Origin of the sequence: Stappia albiluteola (assembly GCF_014050225.1) — a bacterium.
Taxonomy (GTDB): domain Bacteria; phylum Pseudomonadota; class Alphaproteobacteria; order Rhizobiales; family Stappiaceae; genus Hongsoonwoonella; species Hongsoonwoonella albiluteola.
The window spans coordinates 59244-75655 of record NZ_JACFXV010000064.1; the positions used below are offsets into that span (position 1 = coordinate 59244).

At 65.7% G+C, this 16412-nt stretch carries 17 protein-coding genes; 6 read left to right on the forward strand and 11 right to left on the reverse strand.

Annotated features, from left to right (window positions below):
• Positions 1 to 5: 5 nt before the first annotated feature.
• The gene (locus H2509_RS16800) at positions 6 to 308 is read left to right on the forward strand and encodes a DUF1330 domain-containing protein (protein WP_182167446.1); all 303 of its coding nucleotides are present in this window, start codon (positions 6 to 8) and stop codon (positions 306 to 308) included.
• On the opposite strand, the gene H2509_RS16805 is transcribed toward H2509_RS16800, so the two are convergent.
• From H2509_RS16805 to rsmI, 7 genes are all read right to left on the reverse strand, one after another.
• Positions 309 to 1250 (reverse strand): GNAT family N-acetyltransferase, encoded by a 942-nt coding sequence (locus tag H2509_RS16805; RefSeq protein WP_182167448.1) that lies wholly within the window; start codon positions 1248 to 1250, stop codon positions 309 to 311. It lies immediately after the preceding gene.
• A gap of 287 nt (positions 1251 to 1537) precedes the next feature.
• Positions 1538 to 3808 (reverse strand): PAS domain-containing hybrid sensor histidine kinase/response regulator, encoded by a 2271-nt coding sequence (locus H2509_RS16810; protein WP_182167450.1) that lies wholly within the window; start codon positions 3806 to 3808, stop codon positions 1538 to 1540.
• Between the two features lie 99 nt (positions 3809 to 3907).
• On the reverse strand, positions 3908 to 5434 hold the full coding sequence (locus H2509_RS16815; protein WP_182167452.1) for a YifB family Mg chelatase-like AAA ATPase: 1527 nt from the start codon (positions 5432 to 5434) through the stop codon (positions 3908 to 3910).
• A 99-nt stretch (positions 5435 to 5533) separates the two neighbouring features.
• The gene (gene gshB, locus H2509_RS16820) at positions 5534 to 6478 is read right to left on the reverse strand and encodes a glutathione synthase (protein ID WP_182167454.1); all 945 of its coding nucleotides are present in this window, start codon (positions 6476 to 6478) and stop codon (positions 5534 to 5536) included.
• A gap of 126 nt (positions 6479 to 6604) precedes the next feature.
• A complete protein-coding gene (locus H2509_RS16825) occupies positions 6605 to 7195 on the reverse strand; it encodes a class I SAM-dependent DNA methyltransferase (RefSeq protein WP_182167456.1) in 591 nt (196 codons plus the stop codon).
• On the reverse strand, positions 7192 to 7584 hold the full coding sequence (locus H2509_RS16830) for a YraN family protein (RefSeq protein WP_182167458.1): 393 nt from the start codon (positions 7582 to 7584) through the stop codon (positions 7192 to 7194). The genes H2509_RS16825 and H2509_RS16830 overlap by 4 nt, the downstream gene beginning before the upstream one ends.
• A gap of 4 nt (positions 7585 to 7588) precedes the next feature.
• On the reverse strand, positions 7589 to 8527 hold the full coding sequence (rsmI, locus tag H2509_RS16835; RefSeq protein WP_182167460.1) for a 16S rRNA (cytidine(1402)-2'-O)-methyltransferase: 939 nt from the start codon (positions 8525 to 8527) through the stop codon (positions 7589 to 7591).
• Positions 8528 to 8694: 167 nt separating this feature from the next.
• On the opposite strand from rsmI, the gene H2509_RS16840 reads away from it, so the two are divergent.
• Both H2509_RS16840 and coaBC read left to right on the forward strand, forming a co-directional pair.
• Positions 8695 to 9942 carry a penicillin-binding protein activator gene (locus H2509_RS16840; protein ID WP_235975047.1) on the forward strand — a complete coding sequence of 416 codons (1248 nt, stop codon included), beginning with the start codon at positions 8695 to 8697 and terminating at the stop codon, positions 9940 to 9942.
• Positions 9942 to 11159, forward strand: a complete 1218-nt coding sequence (coaBC, locus tag H2509_RS16845) for a bifunctional phosphopantothenoylcysteine decarboxylase/phosphopantothenate--cysteine ligase CoaBC (RefSeq protein ID WP_408022687.1) — start codon at positions 9942 to 9944, stop codon at positions 11157 to 11159. The genes H2509_RS16840 and coaBC overlap by 1 nt, the downstream gene beginning before the upstream one ends.
• Before the next feature lie 159 nt (positions 11160 to 11318).
• On the opposite strand, the gene H2509_RS16850 is transcribed toward coaBC, so the two are convergent.
• The 3 genes from H2509_RS16850 to H2509_RS16860 all read right to left on the reverse strand — a co-directional run bounded on the left by H2509_RS16850 (position 11319) and on the right by H2509_RS16860 (position 13239).
• A complete protein-coding gene (locus H2509_RS16850) occupies positions 11319 to 11972 on the reverse strand; it encodes a DUF3800 domain-containing protein (protein ID WP_182167462.1) in 654 nt (217 codons plus the stop codon).
• 238 nt (positions 11973 to 12210) lie between these two features.
• Entirely contained in the window at positions 12211 to 12783 is a 573-nt protein-coding gene (locus H2509_RS16855) for an OmpA family protein (protein WP_182167464.1), read from the reverse strand.
• A gap of 30 nt (positions 12784 to 12813) precedes the next feature.
• The gene (locus tag H2509_RS16860) at positions 12814 to 13239 is read right to left on the reverse strand and encodes a cysteine rich repeat-containing protein (protein WP_182167466.1); all 426 of its coding nucleotides are present in this window, start codon (positions 13237 to 13239) and stop codon (positions 12814 to 12816) included.
• Between the two features lie 220 nt (positions 13240 to 13459).
• Here H2509_RS16860 and dut point away from each other — a divergent pair, with 220 nt between their 5' ends.
• From dut to cysK, 3 genes are all read left to right on the forward strand, one after another.
• A complete protein-coding gene (dut, locus tag H2509_RS16865) occupies positions 13460 to 13909 on the forward strand; it encodes a dUTP diphosphatase (RefSeq protein WP_182167468.1) in 450 nt (149 codons plus the stop codon).
• Between the two features lie 39 nt (positions 13910 to 13948).
• The gene (locus tag H2509_RS16870; protein WP_182167470.1) at positions 13949 to 14626 is read left to right on the forward strand and encodes an HAD family hydrolase; all 678 of its coding nucleotides are present in this window, start codon (positions 13949 to 13951) and stop codon (positions 14624 to 14626) included.
• 284 nt (positions 14627 to 14910) lie between these two features.
• Entirely contained in the window at positions 14911 to 15873 is a 963-nt protein-coding gene (gene cysK / locus H2509_RS16875) for a cysteine synthase A (RefSeq protein WP_182167472.1), read from the forward strand.
• A gap of 39 nt (positions 15874 to 15912) precedes the next feature.
• On the opposite strand, the gene H2509_RS16880 is transcribed toward cysK, so the two are convergent.
• Positions 15913 to 16347: an Lrp/AsnC family transcriptional regulator gene (locus H2509_RS16880; RefSeq protein ID WP_182167474.1), complete on the reverse strand. Its 435-nt coding sequence runs from the start codon at positions 16345 to 16347 to the stop codon at positions 15913 to 15915.
• Between the last annotated feature and the right edge of the window lie 65 nt (positions 16348 to 16412).

The window sequence follows — 16412 nt, forward strand, 5'->3', positions numbered from 1 at the left end:
TGGAAATGGCGAAGGGATACTGGATCGCCCGTGTCGATGTGCACGATCTTGAGGCCTACAAGGCCTATGTCGCGGCGAATGCCGAGGCCTTCGCCAAATACGGCGCCCGCTTCCTCGTACGCGCGGGCGCCTTCGAGGCTATGGAAGGCACGGCGCGCGGCCGCAACGTCGTCATCGAATTCCCGAGCTACCAGGCCGCGCTCGACTGCTATCGATCGCCGGAATACGCGAAGGCGATGGCCCTGCGGCTCGACGCCTCCGAGGGCGATCTCATCATTGTCGAGGGATATGACGGGCCGCAGCCCTGATCACGAAGCGGCCCGGCCACCATCGCCGCCATAATAATTGACGTAGCGCTCGTTCAGCGCCGAGACCGGCAGGACGATCAACACGTCGGTGGTGCCGAACTGGTGGTCGATTACCGCCCCGTCGCCGATATAGGCGCCAAGCCGCAGATAGCCCTTGATCAGCGGCGGCAGTTCCCGCAGCGCCTGACGTTGGTCGACGGCCTCCCTGGGCAGCCGGTTCATCTCCACATAGCGGTCCTCGACTGCGCTTACCCGCCAGTCTTCCGGCGCGCGCGCATGGTGATGCAGGAAGGAAAGCTGCGAGGCGAGGCGGTCGGGATCGGTGCCCTCGATCGAGGCGCAGCCGATCATCACATCGATTCGGTTCATCAGCACATAGGCCCAGATGCCCTGCCACAGCAGCTCGACCGTTCGCTTGTTGCGGTAGGGCTTCAGCACGCAGGAGCGGCCGAGTTCGAGAAACCGCAGGTTCGGGTGGCTGTCGATCACGGGCTGCAGGTCGTATTCACCGGTCGAGTAGAAGCCGCCGTGCCGCTCGGCTACTTCCTGCCGCAGCAGCCGATAGGTGCCGACCACCTGCGGCTTCTTGCGCTGGAAGGGTTTGGAGCGTTCGACCACATCGTGATCGACCACAAGCAGGTGGTCGCAGATCGCGTCGAAGGGGTCGAAATCGCGCCGCAGCGCCTGCGTTTCCGCATCGGCAATCGCCGACATTTCCTCGTAGAAGACGGTGTAGCGCAACTCCTGCGCCTTGCGCACTTCGCGGACGTTGCGGGCGAGCCGCGCTTCCAGCGAGCCGATGCGCCCCAGCGGCGCAACCGCCTTGCCGAAGGCCTTCGGGCGATGGGTCTTGATCCAGCCGGCGCCGCCAAGACCAGTTGTTCCGGAAGGCATGAACTTGCGGACCAGGGTGCGAGGCGACAACAGTCCCGTACGCGTCATGGCCTTCACGTTTCATCCCCCGGTCATTTGGTGCCGAACAGGCCGGCTTATGATTATTATATCAGGCAACGGAGCCCCCGTATTGCCCTTTCGGCGCCGGCGGAGCGGCACTGCGACGACGATCGCCGGCAGGCATTGCGAATCGCCTTGATGAGCCGGCGCAAATCACATGCGGTCGCCTTCGCGATAGACCATAGTTTTCCGACGATTCGATGACAATGCGACAGAGGAGGCTGCGCGAGGGAAGAGACGCAATGCGTCGCCCATCGCCGCTGGCGGACCAATAGTTAGCCGGCTATCTGTCTGGCTTGCTCCAGCAGGCGCTTCAGGATTTCCGGGTCGATCGGCTTGGTGACGATATCGTCCGCCCCTGCCTCGCGCGCCGCCGCATGAGCCTCCGGCATCACGTCCGCCGTAACGGCGAAGACGGGCGCTGGGTCCCAGCCGCGCTCGCTCTCGTGCGCGCGGTAGCGGCGGATCGCCGTCATGCCGTCCGTTCCCGGCATGTGCAGGTCCATCAGGATGACGTCGAACGAGCCGTCCCGCGCCAGGTCCAGAGCGCTTTCTCCATCGGGCGCCATTGTCGGCTCGTGGCCGAATTTGCGCAGCAGCGCCTCGGTCAGCAGACGGTTGATGTCGTTGTCCTCCGCCACAAGAATGCGAAGGGGGCGCGAGAAGGATGCCTGCGGCGAAGCCTCCTCCTCCAGCACCGTGTTGCCGCCGGTCCAGAAGCTCGCCCGGCAGTCGGGATCAAGCAGGCCCGCCGCCACATGGGCCAGTGAGGCCCCGCGCACGGGCTTCACCAGATAGGCGTCAAATCCGGCTTCCCTGAGACGCGGCAGGCGGTCGCGGTCGGTCGGCGACAGCATGACGGCGGCCGGCGCACTAAAACCCGCAATGCGGGCTGCCGCCAGCCATGCACCGGCATCTGGCACGCTATCGTGATCGAGGATCACGAGTTCGGTATCGGCGAGGCGACCTTCCATCTCCGCCGCGCCAGGGCTCAGCAGGCAGGAATTGGCGCCGCTTACCGCCAACCTGCGCCTGAGCAGGGGAGCCTCGATCCTGCTGGTGGAAACGATGGCCAGCTTGCGCCCGGCGAAAGCCGGCGGCGCTTCGGCTTCATTCCCGGCGTCGACGGGAAGCTGCACCCGGAAGGTCGCGCCCTCGCCAGGCGCTCCTTCTGCGGTGATCGTACCGCCCATCAGCTCGACAAGGCGCTGCGAAATTGCCAGGCCGAGCCCGGTGCCGCCGTAGCGCCGCGCCGGCCCATGGTCGATCTGCTCGAATTCGCCGAACAGCCGCTCCGCCTCCTCCTCGGTGAAGCCGATGCCTGTGTCGCGGACGGAGATCTCCATGGCCCGGGAGGACGCGCCTCTATCCGCCTCCTGCGACGCCATCGTCACCTCGATCGTCACCCCGCCTTCCTCGGTGAATTTCAGTCCGTTGCCGGCGAGATTGAACAGCACCTGCCGCAGCCTCGCCGCATCCACCGTGATCTCGCGCGGCACGTCCGGACCGATGAAACAGGCGATTTCGACACCCTTACCGCGCGCCCGCGGGCTCAGCAGCTCAACCACGCCCTCCACAAGGCCGGTCAGGTCGACGGCAACCGGAGACAGCGCGACGCGGCCGGCTTCGACCTTGGAGAATTCCAGTACCTCGTCGATCAGCCGCAACAGGGTCTCGCCCGAGCCGACCACGGCCTCGACATAGCTCTTCTGTTCGGGCGTCAGCCGCGTGTCGCGCAGCAAGCCGGTCATGCCCAGAATGCCGTTCAGCGGCGTGCGGATCTCGTGGCTGACGGTTGCGAGGAACCGGCTCTTGGCCGTGTTGGCCTCCTCGGCCAGGTTGCGGGCGGAGACGAGTTCCTCCTCGGCCGCGCGCCGTTCGGTCACGTCCCGCAGGATTGTCTGGATAAGGGGCTCGCCGTCGGCCGGATCGCGCACCGGAATGTCGATGCGCGAGAACCAGCGCGGACCGGCAACGGTTTCCAGCAGCACATCGTCGAAGTCGGGCGCGCCGGTTTCCGTCTCCCCGCCGCTTCCGTTCGTCTCCAGCAGCAGGGGCTTGCCGATCTCCGGCTGCAGGTGCTGTGGAAAGATCCGTGCCGCCGCGTCATTGACATAGGTGACATTGCCGCGCTTGCAACGGCGGATGATGACGTCGCCCAGCGCATCGAGCACGCTGCGGTGGCGCTCGTCGGATTCCTTCATTTCCCAGAGTTGGTCTTCCAGGCCCTCGCGCTCCTCGCGCAGGTCCTGCACCTCCTTGTCCAGAGCCCGAACCTGGCCGGACACATCGGCCTGTTCGCCGGAGGAAAGGCGCCAGGCGGCCAGCGCTCCGGATAGAAAACTGACCGCAACCGCCAGCACCGGGCCGTAGGGCGTCCCGCCAAGTAGCCACAACGCGAAGGCGAAACCCGCCAGCGCGCCGGCGGTCGCAAGGATCTGGCTGATCGTCTCGAAGCCCGGCAGCGCGATCGAAGGCCTCGCCTTGCCTCCCGCCCGCGCAGCCCTGCCCGGACCATCTCCGCCGTGATCGTTCGTGCTGGCCAACGCAATACCCTTTCACCAGACGCAAGATCGGCATTTTCCGTTGCAGACCTTGAAAAACCCTTGCAGCAATCCGTGAAACCACGTCCCTCTTCGTAACACTCAGGCAGCAACCCGCAGCGAGGCGGCGCCGCGATAGCTCAGCGCCTCGGCCAGGTGCAGCCGGCCCACCTGTTCCAGCCCGTCGAGATCGGCCAGCGTACGCGCCACTTTCAGCACCCGGTGATAGCCCCGCGCCGAGAGCGCCAGCGTCTCGGCGGCCTGTTGCAGCAACGCCTCGCCCTCGCGGTCCGGCCTCGCGATCTCCTCGATCAGCCTTGCTCCGGCCGCCGCATTGGTTCGTGCGGAGGCACCCAACTGCTCGAAGCGCCGGCGCTGGATGTCACGGGCAGTCGCCACACGGGCCGCGACCGCTTCCGATGTCTCCGCCACCGCCGGGCGAATCAGGTCGGCTGCGGTGACCGCCGCAACCTCGATGCGGATATCGATGCGATCGAGCAGCGGCCCGGAGATCCGCGCCTGGTAGTCGGCGGCGCAGCGCTCGCCGCGCCGGCACTGGTGGCCGGGCTCGCCCGCATGGCCGCAGCGGCAGGGGTTCATTGCCGCGACCAGCTGGATGCGCGAGGGGTAGCTGACGCGGTGGTTGGCACGGGCGATGAAGGTCTCGCCGGTCTCCAGCGGCTGGCGCAGACTGTCGAGCACCTGCGGCTGAAATTCCGGCAATTCGTCGAGGAACAGCACGCCGTTATGGGCCAGCGACACCTCGCCGGGCCGCGCCCTGATGCCGCCGCCGACAAGGGCGGCCATGGAAGCGGAATGATGCGGCGCGCGAAACGGCCTGCGGTCGGAAAGCCGCCCGTCCGCCAGTTCGCCCGCCACCGAGGCGATCATCGAAACCTCCAGCAGTTCGCGCGGCGACAGCGGCGGCAGGATCGACGGCAGGCGGGAGGCGAGCATCGACTTGCCGGCTCCCGGCGGACCGATCATCAGGAGGTTGTGGCCGCCGGCTGCCGCGATTTCCAGCGCCCGCTTGGCGCTTTCCTGCCCGCGAACCTCGGCCAGGTCCGGCAGCAGGCCGCCCGCGCTGCCAAGCTTGGGCTGCGGGCGGGAGAGAACCTGCGTCCCCTTGAAATGGTTGGCGAGCTGGATCAGCGACAGCGGCGCCAGGATATCCATCTCGCGATCCGCCCAGGCAGCTTCCGGACCGCAGACCTGCGGGCAGATCAGCCCCTTGCCGATGCCGTTGGCGCCCATTGCCGCCGGCAACACGCCTGCAACCGGGGCGAGCGTGCCGTCGAGCGCCAGTTCGCCGAGCACGACATAGTCTTGCAGCGCCTCGCCGGGCACGGCCCCCATCGCCGCCATCAGGGCGAGCGCGATCGGCAGGTCGTAATGCGAACCCTCCTTCGGCAGGTCGGCCGGCGCGAGATTGACCGTCACGCGCTTGGCCGGAAGCGAAAGGCCCGAGGCGATCAGCGCCGCGCGCACCCGTTCCCGGCTTTCGCCCACCGCCTTGTCGGGCAGGCCGACGATGGTGAAGGCGACCTGCCCCGGCCCGATCTGAACCTGCACATCGACCGGCACCGCCTCGATCCCCTGGAAGGCGACGGTCGTCACGCGCGACACCATGACTGCCCAGCTCCCGCATCAATCGCGGACGAGCATAATGCAACCTTTGATTTATATCAAGAACGAAGAGAGAACAAAGACGCTGCGGAATCCGCTGCGTCAGCCGCGCCGCTTCGCCTCGACCACGTCCCACACCTTCGCCGCGATATCCGGGCCGCCGAGGCGCTTGACGGCGCGGATGCCCGTCGGCGCGGTGACGTTGATCTCCGTCAGGTAACCGTCGATGACGTCGATGCCGACGAGGATCAGCCCGCGTTCGCGCAATGCGGGCCCGAGGCGCGCGCAGATCTCCCGCTCGCGTTCGGTGAGTTCGGCTTCTGTCGCCGCGCCGCCGCGCACCATGTTGGAGCGCAGGTCGCCCTCCGCCGGCACCCGGTTCACCGCGCCCGCGAATTCGCCATCCACCAGCAGAATGCGCTTGTCGCCCTTGGAGACGTTGGGCAGGAAGCGCTGGATCACCCAGGGCTCGCGGAAGGTAACGGCGAAGAAATCGTAGAGCGAGCCGTAGTTGAGGTCATCGCGGGTGACACGGAACACCGCGGCCCCGCCGTGGCCGAACAGCGGCTTCATGACGATGTCGCCATGCTCGGCGCGGAAGGCATCGATCGCCGCCTTGTCGCGGGTGATCAGCGTCGGCGGCATCAGGTCGGCGAAATTGGTGACGAAGAGCTTTTCCGGCGCGTTGCGCACATGGGCCGGGTCGTTCACCACCAGCGTCTTCGGGTGGATCTTCTCCAGCATGTGGGTGGCTGCCACATAGGCCATGTCGAAGGGCGGATCCTGGCGCATCAGGATCACGTCCATTTCGGCAAGGTCGGCATGCCGGCCTTCGCCGAGCGAGAAGTGATTGCCCGCCTCGTCGCGAACCTCGACGGGTTCGACGGTCGCCGTCACCGTGTCGCCGGTCAGGGCAAGCCGGTCGGGCGTATAGTGATAGAGCGCATGGCCGCGCCTTTGCGCTTCCAGCATCAGCGCGAAGGCGCTGTCGCCGGCAATGTTGATCGAGGAAATATGGTCCATCTGGACCGCAACCTTCAGCGGCATGGCATGCTCCGCAATGGATGGGCGCGACGGGGCGAGACGGAGCCTCGCGCGCGCTTCGTTTTCGAGTTGCCCCAGATATGAAAGCCGCCCGGCGCTTTGTCCAGCCGTGATGGCCGCGGGGGCGCCTTACTGCTTGAAAGCAAGCCACACCGTATGGCCACCGCAATCGGGATCCTCCACCCGGTGCAGCGTGACCGAAAATCCGGCATCGGCGAGAAGCGCTTCATATTCCTGCGGCGACAGACTTGCGTGATACAGTGGGTGGCCGAAAAATTCGCCGATCGCCTCGCCATAATCCGGACCGCTGGTGAAGAGCAGGCGGCCTCCCGTCGCCACATGTCCGGAAAAGACCGCGAACATGAGCCGTTGTTCGTCGTGCGGCAGGTGAAAGAAACTGTCCCAGGCAATGATCGCCTCGAAGCGGCGGCCAAGGTCGAGGCTCCGCATGTCGGCCTCCACCCAGGTATGGCCCGGAAAACGGTGCCGGCAAAGTGCAATCATGGCGGGAGCCGAATCGACGCCGGTGATAGCGAAGCCGCGGTTTGCGAAATACCGCGCGATCGGCTCCCCGGTGCCGCAGCCGAGGTCGAGTATGCCGGCACGTGCGTCCAGCCCTTCGACCAGGCACCGCAGATAGCGCTCCTCGAACAAGGCACGGCTTCGCAGCCGGTCGAATTCGGCGGCATACCTGTCATAGAGGTTGCTGATATCCGTCACGGCAAAAAACTCCCGCCGCCCGCCTCGAAGGCGTTCTCGACATGACGCGGCAGCCGGCGTGGCGAAATCAGCACCGCGTCGAAGCGGTAGGTGCGGCCGGCGGCTTTCGGATTCGCCGCAAGCCAGCTGCGGGAGGCGGCCGCGATCCGACGCTGGTTCGCCGGCGAGATGGCCAGCAGCGCCGCATCGAAGTCGCGCCTCGCCTTCACCTCGACGAAGGCGATCACGTCCTTGCGGCGGGCGATGATATCGATCTCGCCGCCCGGCGCGCGGTAGCGGCGGGCAAGCACCCGCCAGCCCTTCAGCCGCAGCCAGAAGGCGGCGAGCCCTTCGGCGACGAGGCCGGCGCGATAGGCTTTCTCCCGTGCGTCCCTGCCTCGTTTCGCCATCGGCTCAGGTGTCTCCGCCGCCTTTCATGGCAAGGGCCTTCGCGTAGAGCACCTTGCGGTCGAGGCCCGTTTGCCGTGAAACCTGCTTGGCGGCCGCCGCCGGCTTCATGGTGGTCAGGGCCTCGGCCAGCAGCGCGTCCGCATCCTCGCTGTCGGCCTCGGCGCGCGGCGCAGGCGGGGCAACGACCACCACGATCTCGCCCTTCACCGTTTCCCCGGCATAGAAGTCGCGCAGATGCGACAGGCTGCCGCGCTCGAAGGTTTCGAAGCGCTTGGTCAGTTCGCGCGCCACCGCCGCGCGCCGCTCCGCGCCCAGCACATCCGCCATCGTTTCCAGCGAAGCCGCCAGCCGGTGCGGGCTTTCGTAGAAGACGAGCGTTGCCGGCACGTCGGCGAGTTCCGCGAGGCGCCTGGCGCGTGCACCGCCCTTCTGCGGCAGGAAACCGGCGAAAAGCACCGTGTCGCTCGGCAGGCCCGCGCCGACGAGCGCGGCCAGCAGGGCGCTCGCCCCCGGCACGGGAATGATGCGGTGTCCCGCCTCGATCACCTCCGCGACCAGCCGGTAACCGGGATCGGAGACCAGCGGCGTGCCTGCGTCGCTGACCAGCGCCACCACCTTGCCTTCGTCGAGCGCCGCCAGCAGTCTTGGCCGCTGCCGCTCGGCATTGTGCTCGTGATAGGGCAGAAGCTGCGCCCTCAGCGCGAAACGCTGCATCAGGGTCGCCGTTACCCTGGTATCCTCGCAGGCGACGAGATCGGCGGCCGCCAGCACCTCCAGCGCCCGCACCGTGATGTCGCCGAGATTGCCGATCGGCGTGGAGACGATGTAGAGCGCGCTTTCCGGGCGCGGCGCCTCGTAGGCATGGGCACCGATGACGAAACGGCGCGCGCCTTCCGGCGGCGGATTGTCCGGTGTGTCCGCGTTCTCGGCATCGCCGGTCATGTGCCGCCCTCGCGCAATGGTTTCGGAATCGGTCACAATGCTGTAAACCGTCAGCAAATCCCCCGTCAATGCAAGGCGCTTCGACGGGCAGGGTGGTCAATAAAGGTCAACGATTTCGATTTCCGGCCAGCGGGATAGCCTGCCGGTCGAGGTTCAGGAGGTCGGTCTTGCAGCGTCTCGTTTCCCGGATCGCCGTCCGCACCCGCGCCGTCGCCATGGCTGCCGCGGTGGGTGCGGCAGGCCTGCTCGCGGGCTGCTCCGGCTCAACGCTCGGTGAATTCCAGGGCTATCCCAGCGACCCGAATGCCGGCACCCCGCCCGTTACCGCCGACACGATCGGCACCGGCACGGTGCGCGTTGGCCTGCTCCTGCCCATGTCGTCGGGCGGCGGCGCACCTGGCCTGCCCAACAGCCCCGGCGCGCAGCCGCCGGCCACCTCCGTCGGCCAGGTCTTCCGCAACGCGGCCCAGCTCGCGCTCAGCGATTTCCAGGGCGCCGACATCCAGATCCTGGTCAAGGATACCGGCGGCACGTCGGAAGGCGCGCGCACCGCCGCGCAGGATGCCATCGCCGACGGCGCGGAACTCATCATCGGCCCGGTCTTCGCGCCGGCTGTCGGCGGTGCCGGCTCGGTCGCCCGTTCGAGCGGCATTCCCGTCGTCGCCTTTTCCAGCGACAGCTCGGTCGCCTCGCGCGGCGTCTACCTGCTGAGCTTCCTGCCGCAGACGGACGTGGAGCGCATCGTCAGCTTCGCCGGTTCGCAGGGCCGTCGTTCCTTCGCCGCCCTCCTGCCGGAAGACGCTTATGGCGCGGTGGTCGAGGCCGTGTTCCGCCAGGAAGTCGGCAAGCTTGGCGCGCGCATCATCACCATCGAGCGCTACAAGCCGAACGACGCCGACGACCTGCGCGCCAAGGCGCAGGCGATCGCTGCCCAGGCCGGCAATATCGACACGCTCTACGTGCCCGCCGGCGGCAGCGTGCCGGGCTTCGTCGCCCAGGTCATGCAGAGCGGCGCCCACCTGTCGCAGGTCAAGATGATCGGCAGCGGCCAGTGGGATTCGCCGGAAGTGCAGAACACCGGCCTGCTCGCCGGCGCCTGGTATCCGGGGCCCGACGCCAGCGGCTTCCAGGCTTTTGCCGACCGCTATCAGCAGAACTTCGGCTCCCGGCCGCCGCGCAACGCGACACTGGCCTATGACGCGACGATCCTTGCCGCCGGCCTCGTGCGCTCCGCCGGTCCCAGCCGCTTCACCGACCGGGTGCTGACCAACCGCGACGGCTTCCTTGGCATCGACGGCGTGTTCCGCTTCCTGCCGAACGGACTCAACCAGCGCGGCCTCGCCGTCTACGAGGTCACCGGCACCGGCGCCCGGGCGGTCGATCCCGCGCCACGCTCCTTCGGATCGGCAAGCTGATGATCGCGGGCCGTCGCATCCTTCTGGTGATCGGCGGCGGCATCGCCGCCTACAAGTCGCTGGAGTTGATCCGGCGGCTGCGCGAGCGCGGCGCCACGGTCCGCGCCGTGATGACGCCGGCGGCCTGCCAGTTCATAACGCCGCTTTCCGTAGGCGCACTCACCGCCGACCGTGTTTTCACCGACCTGTTCGACCGCGAGGACGAGCACGACGTCGGCCATATCCGCCTGGCGCGCGAGGCGGATCTCATCGTCGCCGCGCCCGCCACCGCGGACCTGCTGGCGAAGATGGCCAACGGGCTTGCGAACGACCTCGCCTCCACCATCCTGCTTGCGGCGAAGGTACCCGTCCTTGTCGCGCCCGCGATGAACCCGGCCATGTGGCAGCATCCCGCCACGAGGCGCAACGTGGCTCAGCTTGCCGGTGACGGCGTCGCCTTCGTCGGTCCCAATAGCGGCGCAATGGCGGAAGCGGGCGAGGCGGGCGAGGGCCGTATGGCCGAGCCGCTGGAGATCGTGGCGGCGATCGAGCGGCGGCTTTCGGTCGCTTCCGGCCCGCTCGCCGGCAAATCGGTGCTGATCACCTCCGGCCCGACCCACGAGCCGATCGATCCGGTGCGCTATATCGCCAACCGCTCGTCCGGCAAGCAGGGCCATGCCATTGCTGCGGCTGCCGCGAGGGCCGGCGCCCGTGTCACCCTTGTTTCCGGTCCGGTCACGATCCCCGACCCGGCCGGCGTCAGGGTCCTGCGCGTCGAGACGGCGCGCGAGATGCTGCAGGCCGTCGAAGCCGCTCTTCCCGCCGACGTGGCGATCATGGCGGCTGCTGTCGCCGACTGGCGCGTCGCCTCCGGCAGCGGCCAGAAGATCAAGAAGGACGGCAGCGGCAAGCCGCCGGCCCTCTCGCTCGCCGAAAATCCGGATATCCTGGCCACCGTCGGCACTCTCGCCGAAGGCAGGCCCTGTCTCGTCGTCGGCTTCGCAGCCGAGACGCAGAACCTCATCGACAATGCGCGCGCCAAGCTGCAACGCAAGGGCGCCGACTTCATCGTCGCCAATGACGTATCGCCCGAAACCGGCGTCATGGGCGGCGATGCCAACACCGTCCGCCTCGTTTCGCGCGACGGCGTGGAGGACTGGCCGACCCTGTCGAAGGAAGACGTCGCCGAGCGGCTGGTCGCCGTCATCGCGGCGAAATTGGCCGATAGCGGCGAGTGAGTCTTTTTACGCGGCATAATTTGCAGAAAGAGTCAATATTTATTGCACCGGAGTCAGAGTTGAGCTAGGGTTTCGTTGGCGCGGCCCTTGCGCAGCGAAAGTGCCCCTGGGCACCTCCGGGAACGGATAGCTGCGAGTGCGGGACGCGTCATTTTTATTTTAATAATAATGCGTTGACTCCGACCTCCAAACATCCCTTTCGCTCCCGATCCTGCCAACGATCAGATCATAGGATCGCAAATCATCTCTTTCCCACTTCCTCTGGATCGCCCAGGCACAATAGTCAGCCGCCCAAAGAGCTGGCTCTTTTGCAGAATCAATGAAGGAAACGGTCCAACGGTCTCTTGTTGCCAATTGCTGCACAGACTCGTTCACGGACGCCTTGAAGGCGGCTTTAGTTCGCTTTGAACCGAGACTCGCTGCCGTAATTAAAACTTGTGCGTCGCCCTCAAAAATATTCCCGGCCGCATCTCGCAAGTGCTGAAGCCAAGCATGGCGATAGAATATGAAATCACGTTCGCGGGTTTCCGGAGCGGCTTTGGATTTCTCTAGGACCGTGCAATCAATTCGGAAATTTTCCGTTGCCAGTATTTCGAAGACCTCATCTCGGGTCGCTTGCTGATCGCTCGTTGCATGCAACTTGTCGCGCTCCGCTTCACCGTTGGCAATCAGCCTGCGGCGAAGCGCCAGCAGAGCATTGGAGAAATTGCAGGCCTCCATCGTTAGCGTGCAAAGCAGGAAGTAGCGACTGGCTCCCTCTTTTCTCTTGAAAGTGAAGCAACCCGCTTCATCGGCAAATACAAACCTGTCCATAATGCATCTTCTGATGTTGCGGCAAAGCATCACAACATTTACGCAAAATCAAATCAACTTCCACGCTAAACATCAGGAATTTCAGCATTGCAATAGCCGTGCAATTGCAATGCTGAAGATTCGGCCGCATCCCACGGCGTGCCTAGAATACCCTCCCCGCCCACATCGGTTTCCGTCGCATTATGCGGGCCTGAGGTTACCCGTTGAACGGACGCTAAGGCTCGCGTGCGACGTTCGGTCAAAAGCCGACATTGATGATCTGGACCCTGCGGTTGACCGCACTGTCCGGGTCGGCCTTGTCGCGCAGGTCCTCCTCGCCGAGCCCCACCGCCTCCAGATATTCGGGCGGCACGCGGAAGGTGGTCACCAGCGCCTCGCGGACCGCCTCGGCGCGTTTCCTGGAGAGTTCGAGGTTGTATTCGCGCTTGCCCTTGGCGTCGGTATGGCCGACGACGAAAAACTTCTGGCCCCAGAGGTAAGGTGTGTGCAGCGCGTCGGCGATCAGCCCGATCGTCTCGTAGGACTGCGGCCGGATGCGGTCGGAATCGAAGTCGAAATCGATCTCGACATTGAACTGGCGCAGTTTTGCAAGCTGCGCGGACAACGGGATCGATTCCTTGGCATTTTCGCCCGGGTACTGCTTGATGTTCTGAAGCGCCTGCGCCCGCAGGTCATCCGCATGGATGGTCGCCTGCACCTCGGCACCCTGCAGGCTGTTGACGATCTCGTTGCGCGACAGCTTGTTCTGAGCAAGCGCGGCACCGTGCGACAATGAGACGGCAAAGATTGCTGCGTAAAGGGCAAATTTCATGGCTTTATCCTCCAAAATTGTCTTGTCGACTCAGCGGTAGCCTGCGTCTGTGATCGCCTGGTTGCACTTGGCGCTGACCGACGGCTCAGCCTTCAATAGGCACTTGAGGATGTTGCCCTTGCCGGGCTTGGTGAGCTTGCAATATTGCTGCGTGTCCCGGTTGCAGACCTTCTCGACCGCCGCCTGGGCGGCAAAGCGCTGCTGGAGCAGCGCAAAGACGCCGGCGTAATCCGTCTTGCACTGCGCCGAAACCTTGGCTTCGTTCTCAACCAGGCACTGCTGGATGCGGCCGCCGCCGAGATTGACGTTCTTGCAGTATTTCTCGATATCCGCACCACAGCTGGCGCCCAGGATCTTGATTGCTTCGGCGAAGCCGATCGTCTCTGCGGATGCGGCGCCAACGCCAAGACCTGCTGCAACGGAAAACGCGGCGAGGATACGTGTTGTTCGTCTCATGCCATTCCTCCTGTTCCTTGCGGCCAGGCCTCCTTGCGGGCCTGGAACATCGATGAATGCACATTTGTATGACGTTACGTAAGTATTATTTTGCACCCCTGACTACCGCTTCCTGCCGCATGACGGCGATCCGCGTCGCAACCAGACAGGGCTTGCCAATCCCGGCGCGAGATGACACGGCTTTCCCGACCAACGGTTTTCGCATGCAGGAGGATTGTGGATGTCCGTGACAGTGTTGCTGCGCCGGCTTGACCACGGCAAGGATCTGCCGCTGCCGTCCTACCAGAGCGAGCATGCGGCCGGCGTCGACCTGTGTGCGGCAATCGACGGGGCGATCGTGCTTGAGCCTGGCAAGCGGGTGCTGGTCCCGACGGGCATCGCGATTGCCCTTCCCTTCGACATGGAAGCGCAGGTCCGTCCGCGCTCGGGGCTTGCCGCAAAGCACGGCGTGACCGTCCTCAACACGCCGGGCACGGTGGATGCCGATTATCGCGGCGAGATCAAGGTCATCCTTGTCAACCTCGGCGAGGAACCCTTCGAGATCCAGCGCGGGACCCGCATCGCCCAGATGGTCGTCGCTCCCGTCACCCGTGTCGCCTTCGTCGAAGTCGCCGATCTCGACGAGACCGCGCGCGGCGCCGGCGGCTTCGGCTCCACCGGCCTTGGCTGAGCGGCGCGTTTTCCCGAAATCTTCAGCACACAGGATCCCATGCGGCCCGATCTCGTCATCTTCGATTGCGACGGCGTCCTCGTCGATACCGAAACCCTCGCCAACAAGGTGCTTGCCGAAATCCTGACCGGCCTCGGCCTGCCGATGGATCATCATGAATGCCAACGCCGCTTCATGGGCCGCACCATGGAAGCCGTCCAGGCGATGGTCGAGGAGATGCTCGGCAGCGCCCTTCCCGAAGACTGGGCCGACTCTGTCCGCGCCCGGGATATCGAGGCCTTCGAAAGGGGCGTCGATCCGATCCCCGGCATCGAACGGGCGGTCGCAACCCTGAAGGCGGCCGGCATTCCCTATTGCGTCGGCTCCAGCGGCAAATACGCCAAGATGCGCCTGACGCTCGGCAAGGCCGGCCTGCTGCCGCATTTCGAGGACGTCCTCTTCTCCGCGCAGGATTGCGAGCGCGGCAAGCCGGCGCCGGATATCTTCCTCTACGCCGCTTCCGGCATGGGCAAGGCACCGGAGCGCTGCCTCGTCATCGAGGACAGCGTGCCGGGCGTGCTTGCGGCGAAGGCGGCCGGCATGCGGGTGCTCGGCTATGTCGGCAATCCGGATTCCGACCGCGAGGCGATGCGTGCGGCCGGGGCCGAACTCTTCGACGACATGCATGCCCTTGCCGCCCTGATCGGGCTGGAAACCACGCCGGTCACGGCTGGCTGACGGGCGATACGGGAACGGCATTCCGCGGCAAGGGCCGGCCGCGGGGATAACTTGCCAGCCGACCCCGTGAATAGGCGTGCGGATATCTCGCCTTTGCGCACCTGTCGGGATAACGTCTGGGGCTCCGGCGTGCGCGTCCGTCGCGGTCGTCCCATCTGGCCGCATTTTGGGCCGGCGGAGACGACATGCGACAGGATGCGACAGGAAAAGTCACGAAAAACGCACCGCCGCGCGGGAGTTCGCCGAGCGGCAGGAAATGCGTTGCAAGAGGAGACGGAAACCGCATGAGCGAGCGCAAACCCGGCCGCGGCCGTATCTATTCGTCCATCGTCGACACAATCGGCGACACTCCGCTGGTCCGCCTCGACAAGCTGGCTGCAGAAAGGGGCGTCAAGGCGAACATCCTCGCCAAGCTCGAATTCTTCAACCCGATCGCCAGCGTCAAGGACCGTATCGGCGTCTCGATGATCGAAGCGATGGAGCGGGACGGCCGCATCAGGCCGGGCGAGACCGTGCTGGTGGAGCCGACTTCCGGCAATACCGGCATCGCCCTTGCCTTCGTCGCCGCCGCCAAGGGCTACCGGCTCATCCTCGTGATGCCGGAAACCATGTCGATCGAGCGGCGCAAGATGCTGAAGCTGCTCGGCGCCGAGCTTGAGCTGACCGAAGGTCCGAAGGGCATGAAGGGCGCGATCGCCCGCGCCGAGGAACTGATCGCCTCCATTCCCGGCGCCATCATGCCGCAGCAGTTCGAGAATCCCGCTAATCCGCAGATCCACCGCGAGACGACGGCCGAAGAGATCTGGAACGACACCGACGGCAAGGTCGACGTCTTCGTCTCCGGCATCGGCACCGGCGGTACGATCACCGGCGTTTCGCAGGTTCTCAAGGCCCGCAAGCCGGACCTGCATGTCGTCGCCGTGGAGCCGACCGACAGCCCGGTCCTGTCCGGCGGAAATCCTGGCCCCCACAAGATCCAGGGGATCGGCGCCGGCTTCGTCCCCGGTGTCCTCGACACCTCGGTCTATGACGAGGTGCAGACGATCTCCAATGATGAAGCCTTCCTGATGGCCCGCGATGTCGCCCGCCTCGAAGGCCTGCCGGTCGGCATTTCCTCGGGCGCGGCGCTGATGGCTGCCGTGAAGGTCGGCGCAAGACCCGGGATGGAAGGCAAGACGATCGTCGTCATCATCCCCTCCTTCGCCGAGCGCTATCTCTCCACGGCCCTGTTCGAAGGGCTGGAGTAAATCGCGAAAGGGCGGCGGGTCACCGGCCCGCCGCCGTCATCATCGCGTCTTCGGCCAGTCCCGCAGCACGAGGTGTGTTTCCACGCTCGTCACCCCCTCCAGGCAGGCGACCATCGCCCGGATTTCGGCGATCCGCTGCGGGTCTTCCGCCTCGACATGCGCAACCATGTCGAGCTCGCCCGCGATCGAGCGACAGGCAAGGATTTCGGGCAGTTCCAGCAGTTTCGGCGCAACCCGCTCGCAAATCGCGCTTTCCGTCCTGATCCACAGATAGGCTGCCACGCGCCCGGCTGCCTGCCCGTCCTCCTCGATCGTGTAGCGGCGGATGACGCCGCTTGCCTCGAGGCGGGCGATACGCTCCTGCACCGACGAGCGGGCGAGGCCGACACGGCCGGCGATCGTCTTCAGCGGCATGCGGCCGTCCTGCTTCAGCAGTGCCAGAATTTGCCGGTCGATCTGATCGGGTGCCTTCACGGCCTCTCTCCCTGAAATCCCTTGCCGGAAAATGGCCGGCAGATCCGGTCATCCTGCCGGCTGCG

Bases quoted from the DNA above. Each gene is read 5' to 3' on its own strand.
- H2509_RS16800 (WP_182167446.1), top strand. From the start codon at position 6: ATGGCGAAGGGATACTGGATCGCCCGTGTCGATGTGCACGATCTTGAG.
- H2509_RS16805 (WP_182167448.1), bottom strand. From the start codon at position 1,250: ATGACGCGTACGGGACTGTTGTCGCCTCGCACCCTGGTCCGCAAGTTC.
- H2509_RS16815 (WP_182167452.1), bottom strand. From the start codon at position 5,434: ATGGTGTCGCGCGTGACGACCGTCGCCTTCCAGGGGATCGAGGCGGTG.
- gshB (WP_182167454.1), bottom strand. From the start codon at position 6,478: ATGCCGCTGAAGGTTGCGGTCCAGATGGACCATATTTCCTCGATCAAC.
- H2509_RS16830 (WP_182167458.1), bottom strand. From the start codon at position 7,584: ATGGCGAAACGAGGCAGGGACGCACGGGAGAAAGCCTATCGCGCCGGC.
- rsmI (WP_182167460.1), bottom strand. From the start codon at position 8,527: ATGACCGGCGATGCCGAGAACGCGGACACACCGGACAATCCGCCGCCG.
- coaBC (WP_408022687.1), top strand. From the start codon at position 9,942: ATGATCGCGGGCCGTCGCATCCTTCTGGTGATCGGCGGCGGCATCGCC.
- H2509_RS16850 (WP_182167462.1), bottom strand. From the start codon at position 11,972: ATGGACAGGTTTGTATTTGCCGATGAAGCGGGTTGCTTCACTTTCAAG.
- H2509_RS16855 (WP_182167464.1), bottom strand. From the start codon at position 12,783: ATGAAATTTGCCCTTTACGCAGCAATCTTTGCCGTCTCATTGTCGCAC.
- H2509_RS16860 (WP_182167466.1), bottom strand. From the start codon at position 13,239: ATGAGACGAACAACACGTATCCTCGCCGCGTTTTCCGTTGCAGCAGGT.
- dut (WP_182167468.1), top strand. From the start codon at position 13,460: ATGTCCGTGACAGTGTTGCTGCGCCGGCTTGACCACGGCAAGGATCTG.
- H2509_RS16870 (WP_182167470.1), top strand. From the start codon at position 13,949: ATGCGGCCCGATCTCGTCATCTTCGATTGCGACGGCGTCCTCGTCGAT.
- cysK (WP_182167472.1), top strand. From the start codon at position 14,911: ATGAGCGAGCGCAAACCCGGCCGCGGCCGTATCTATTCGTCCATCGTC.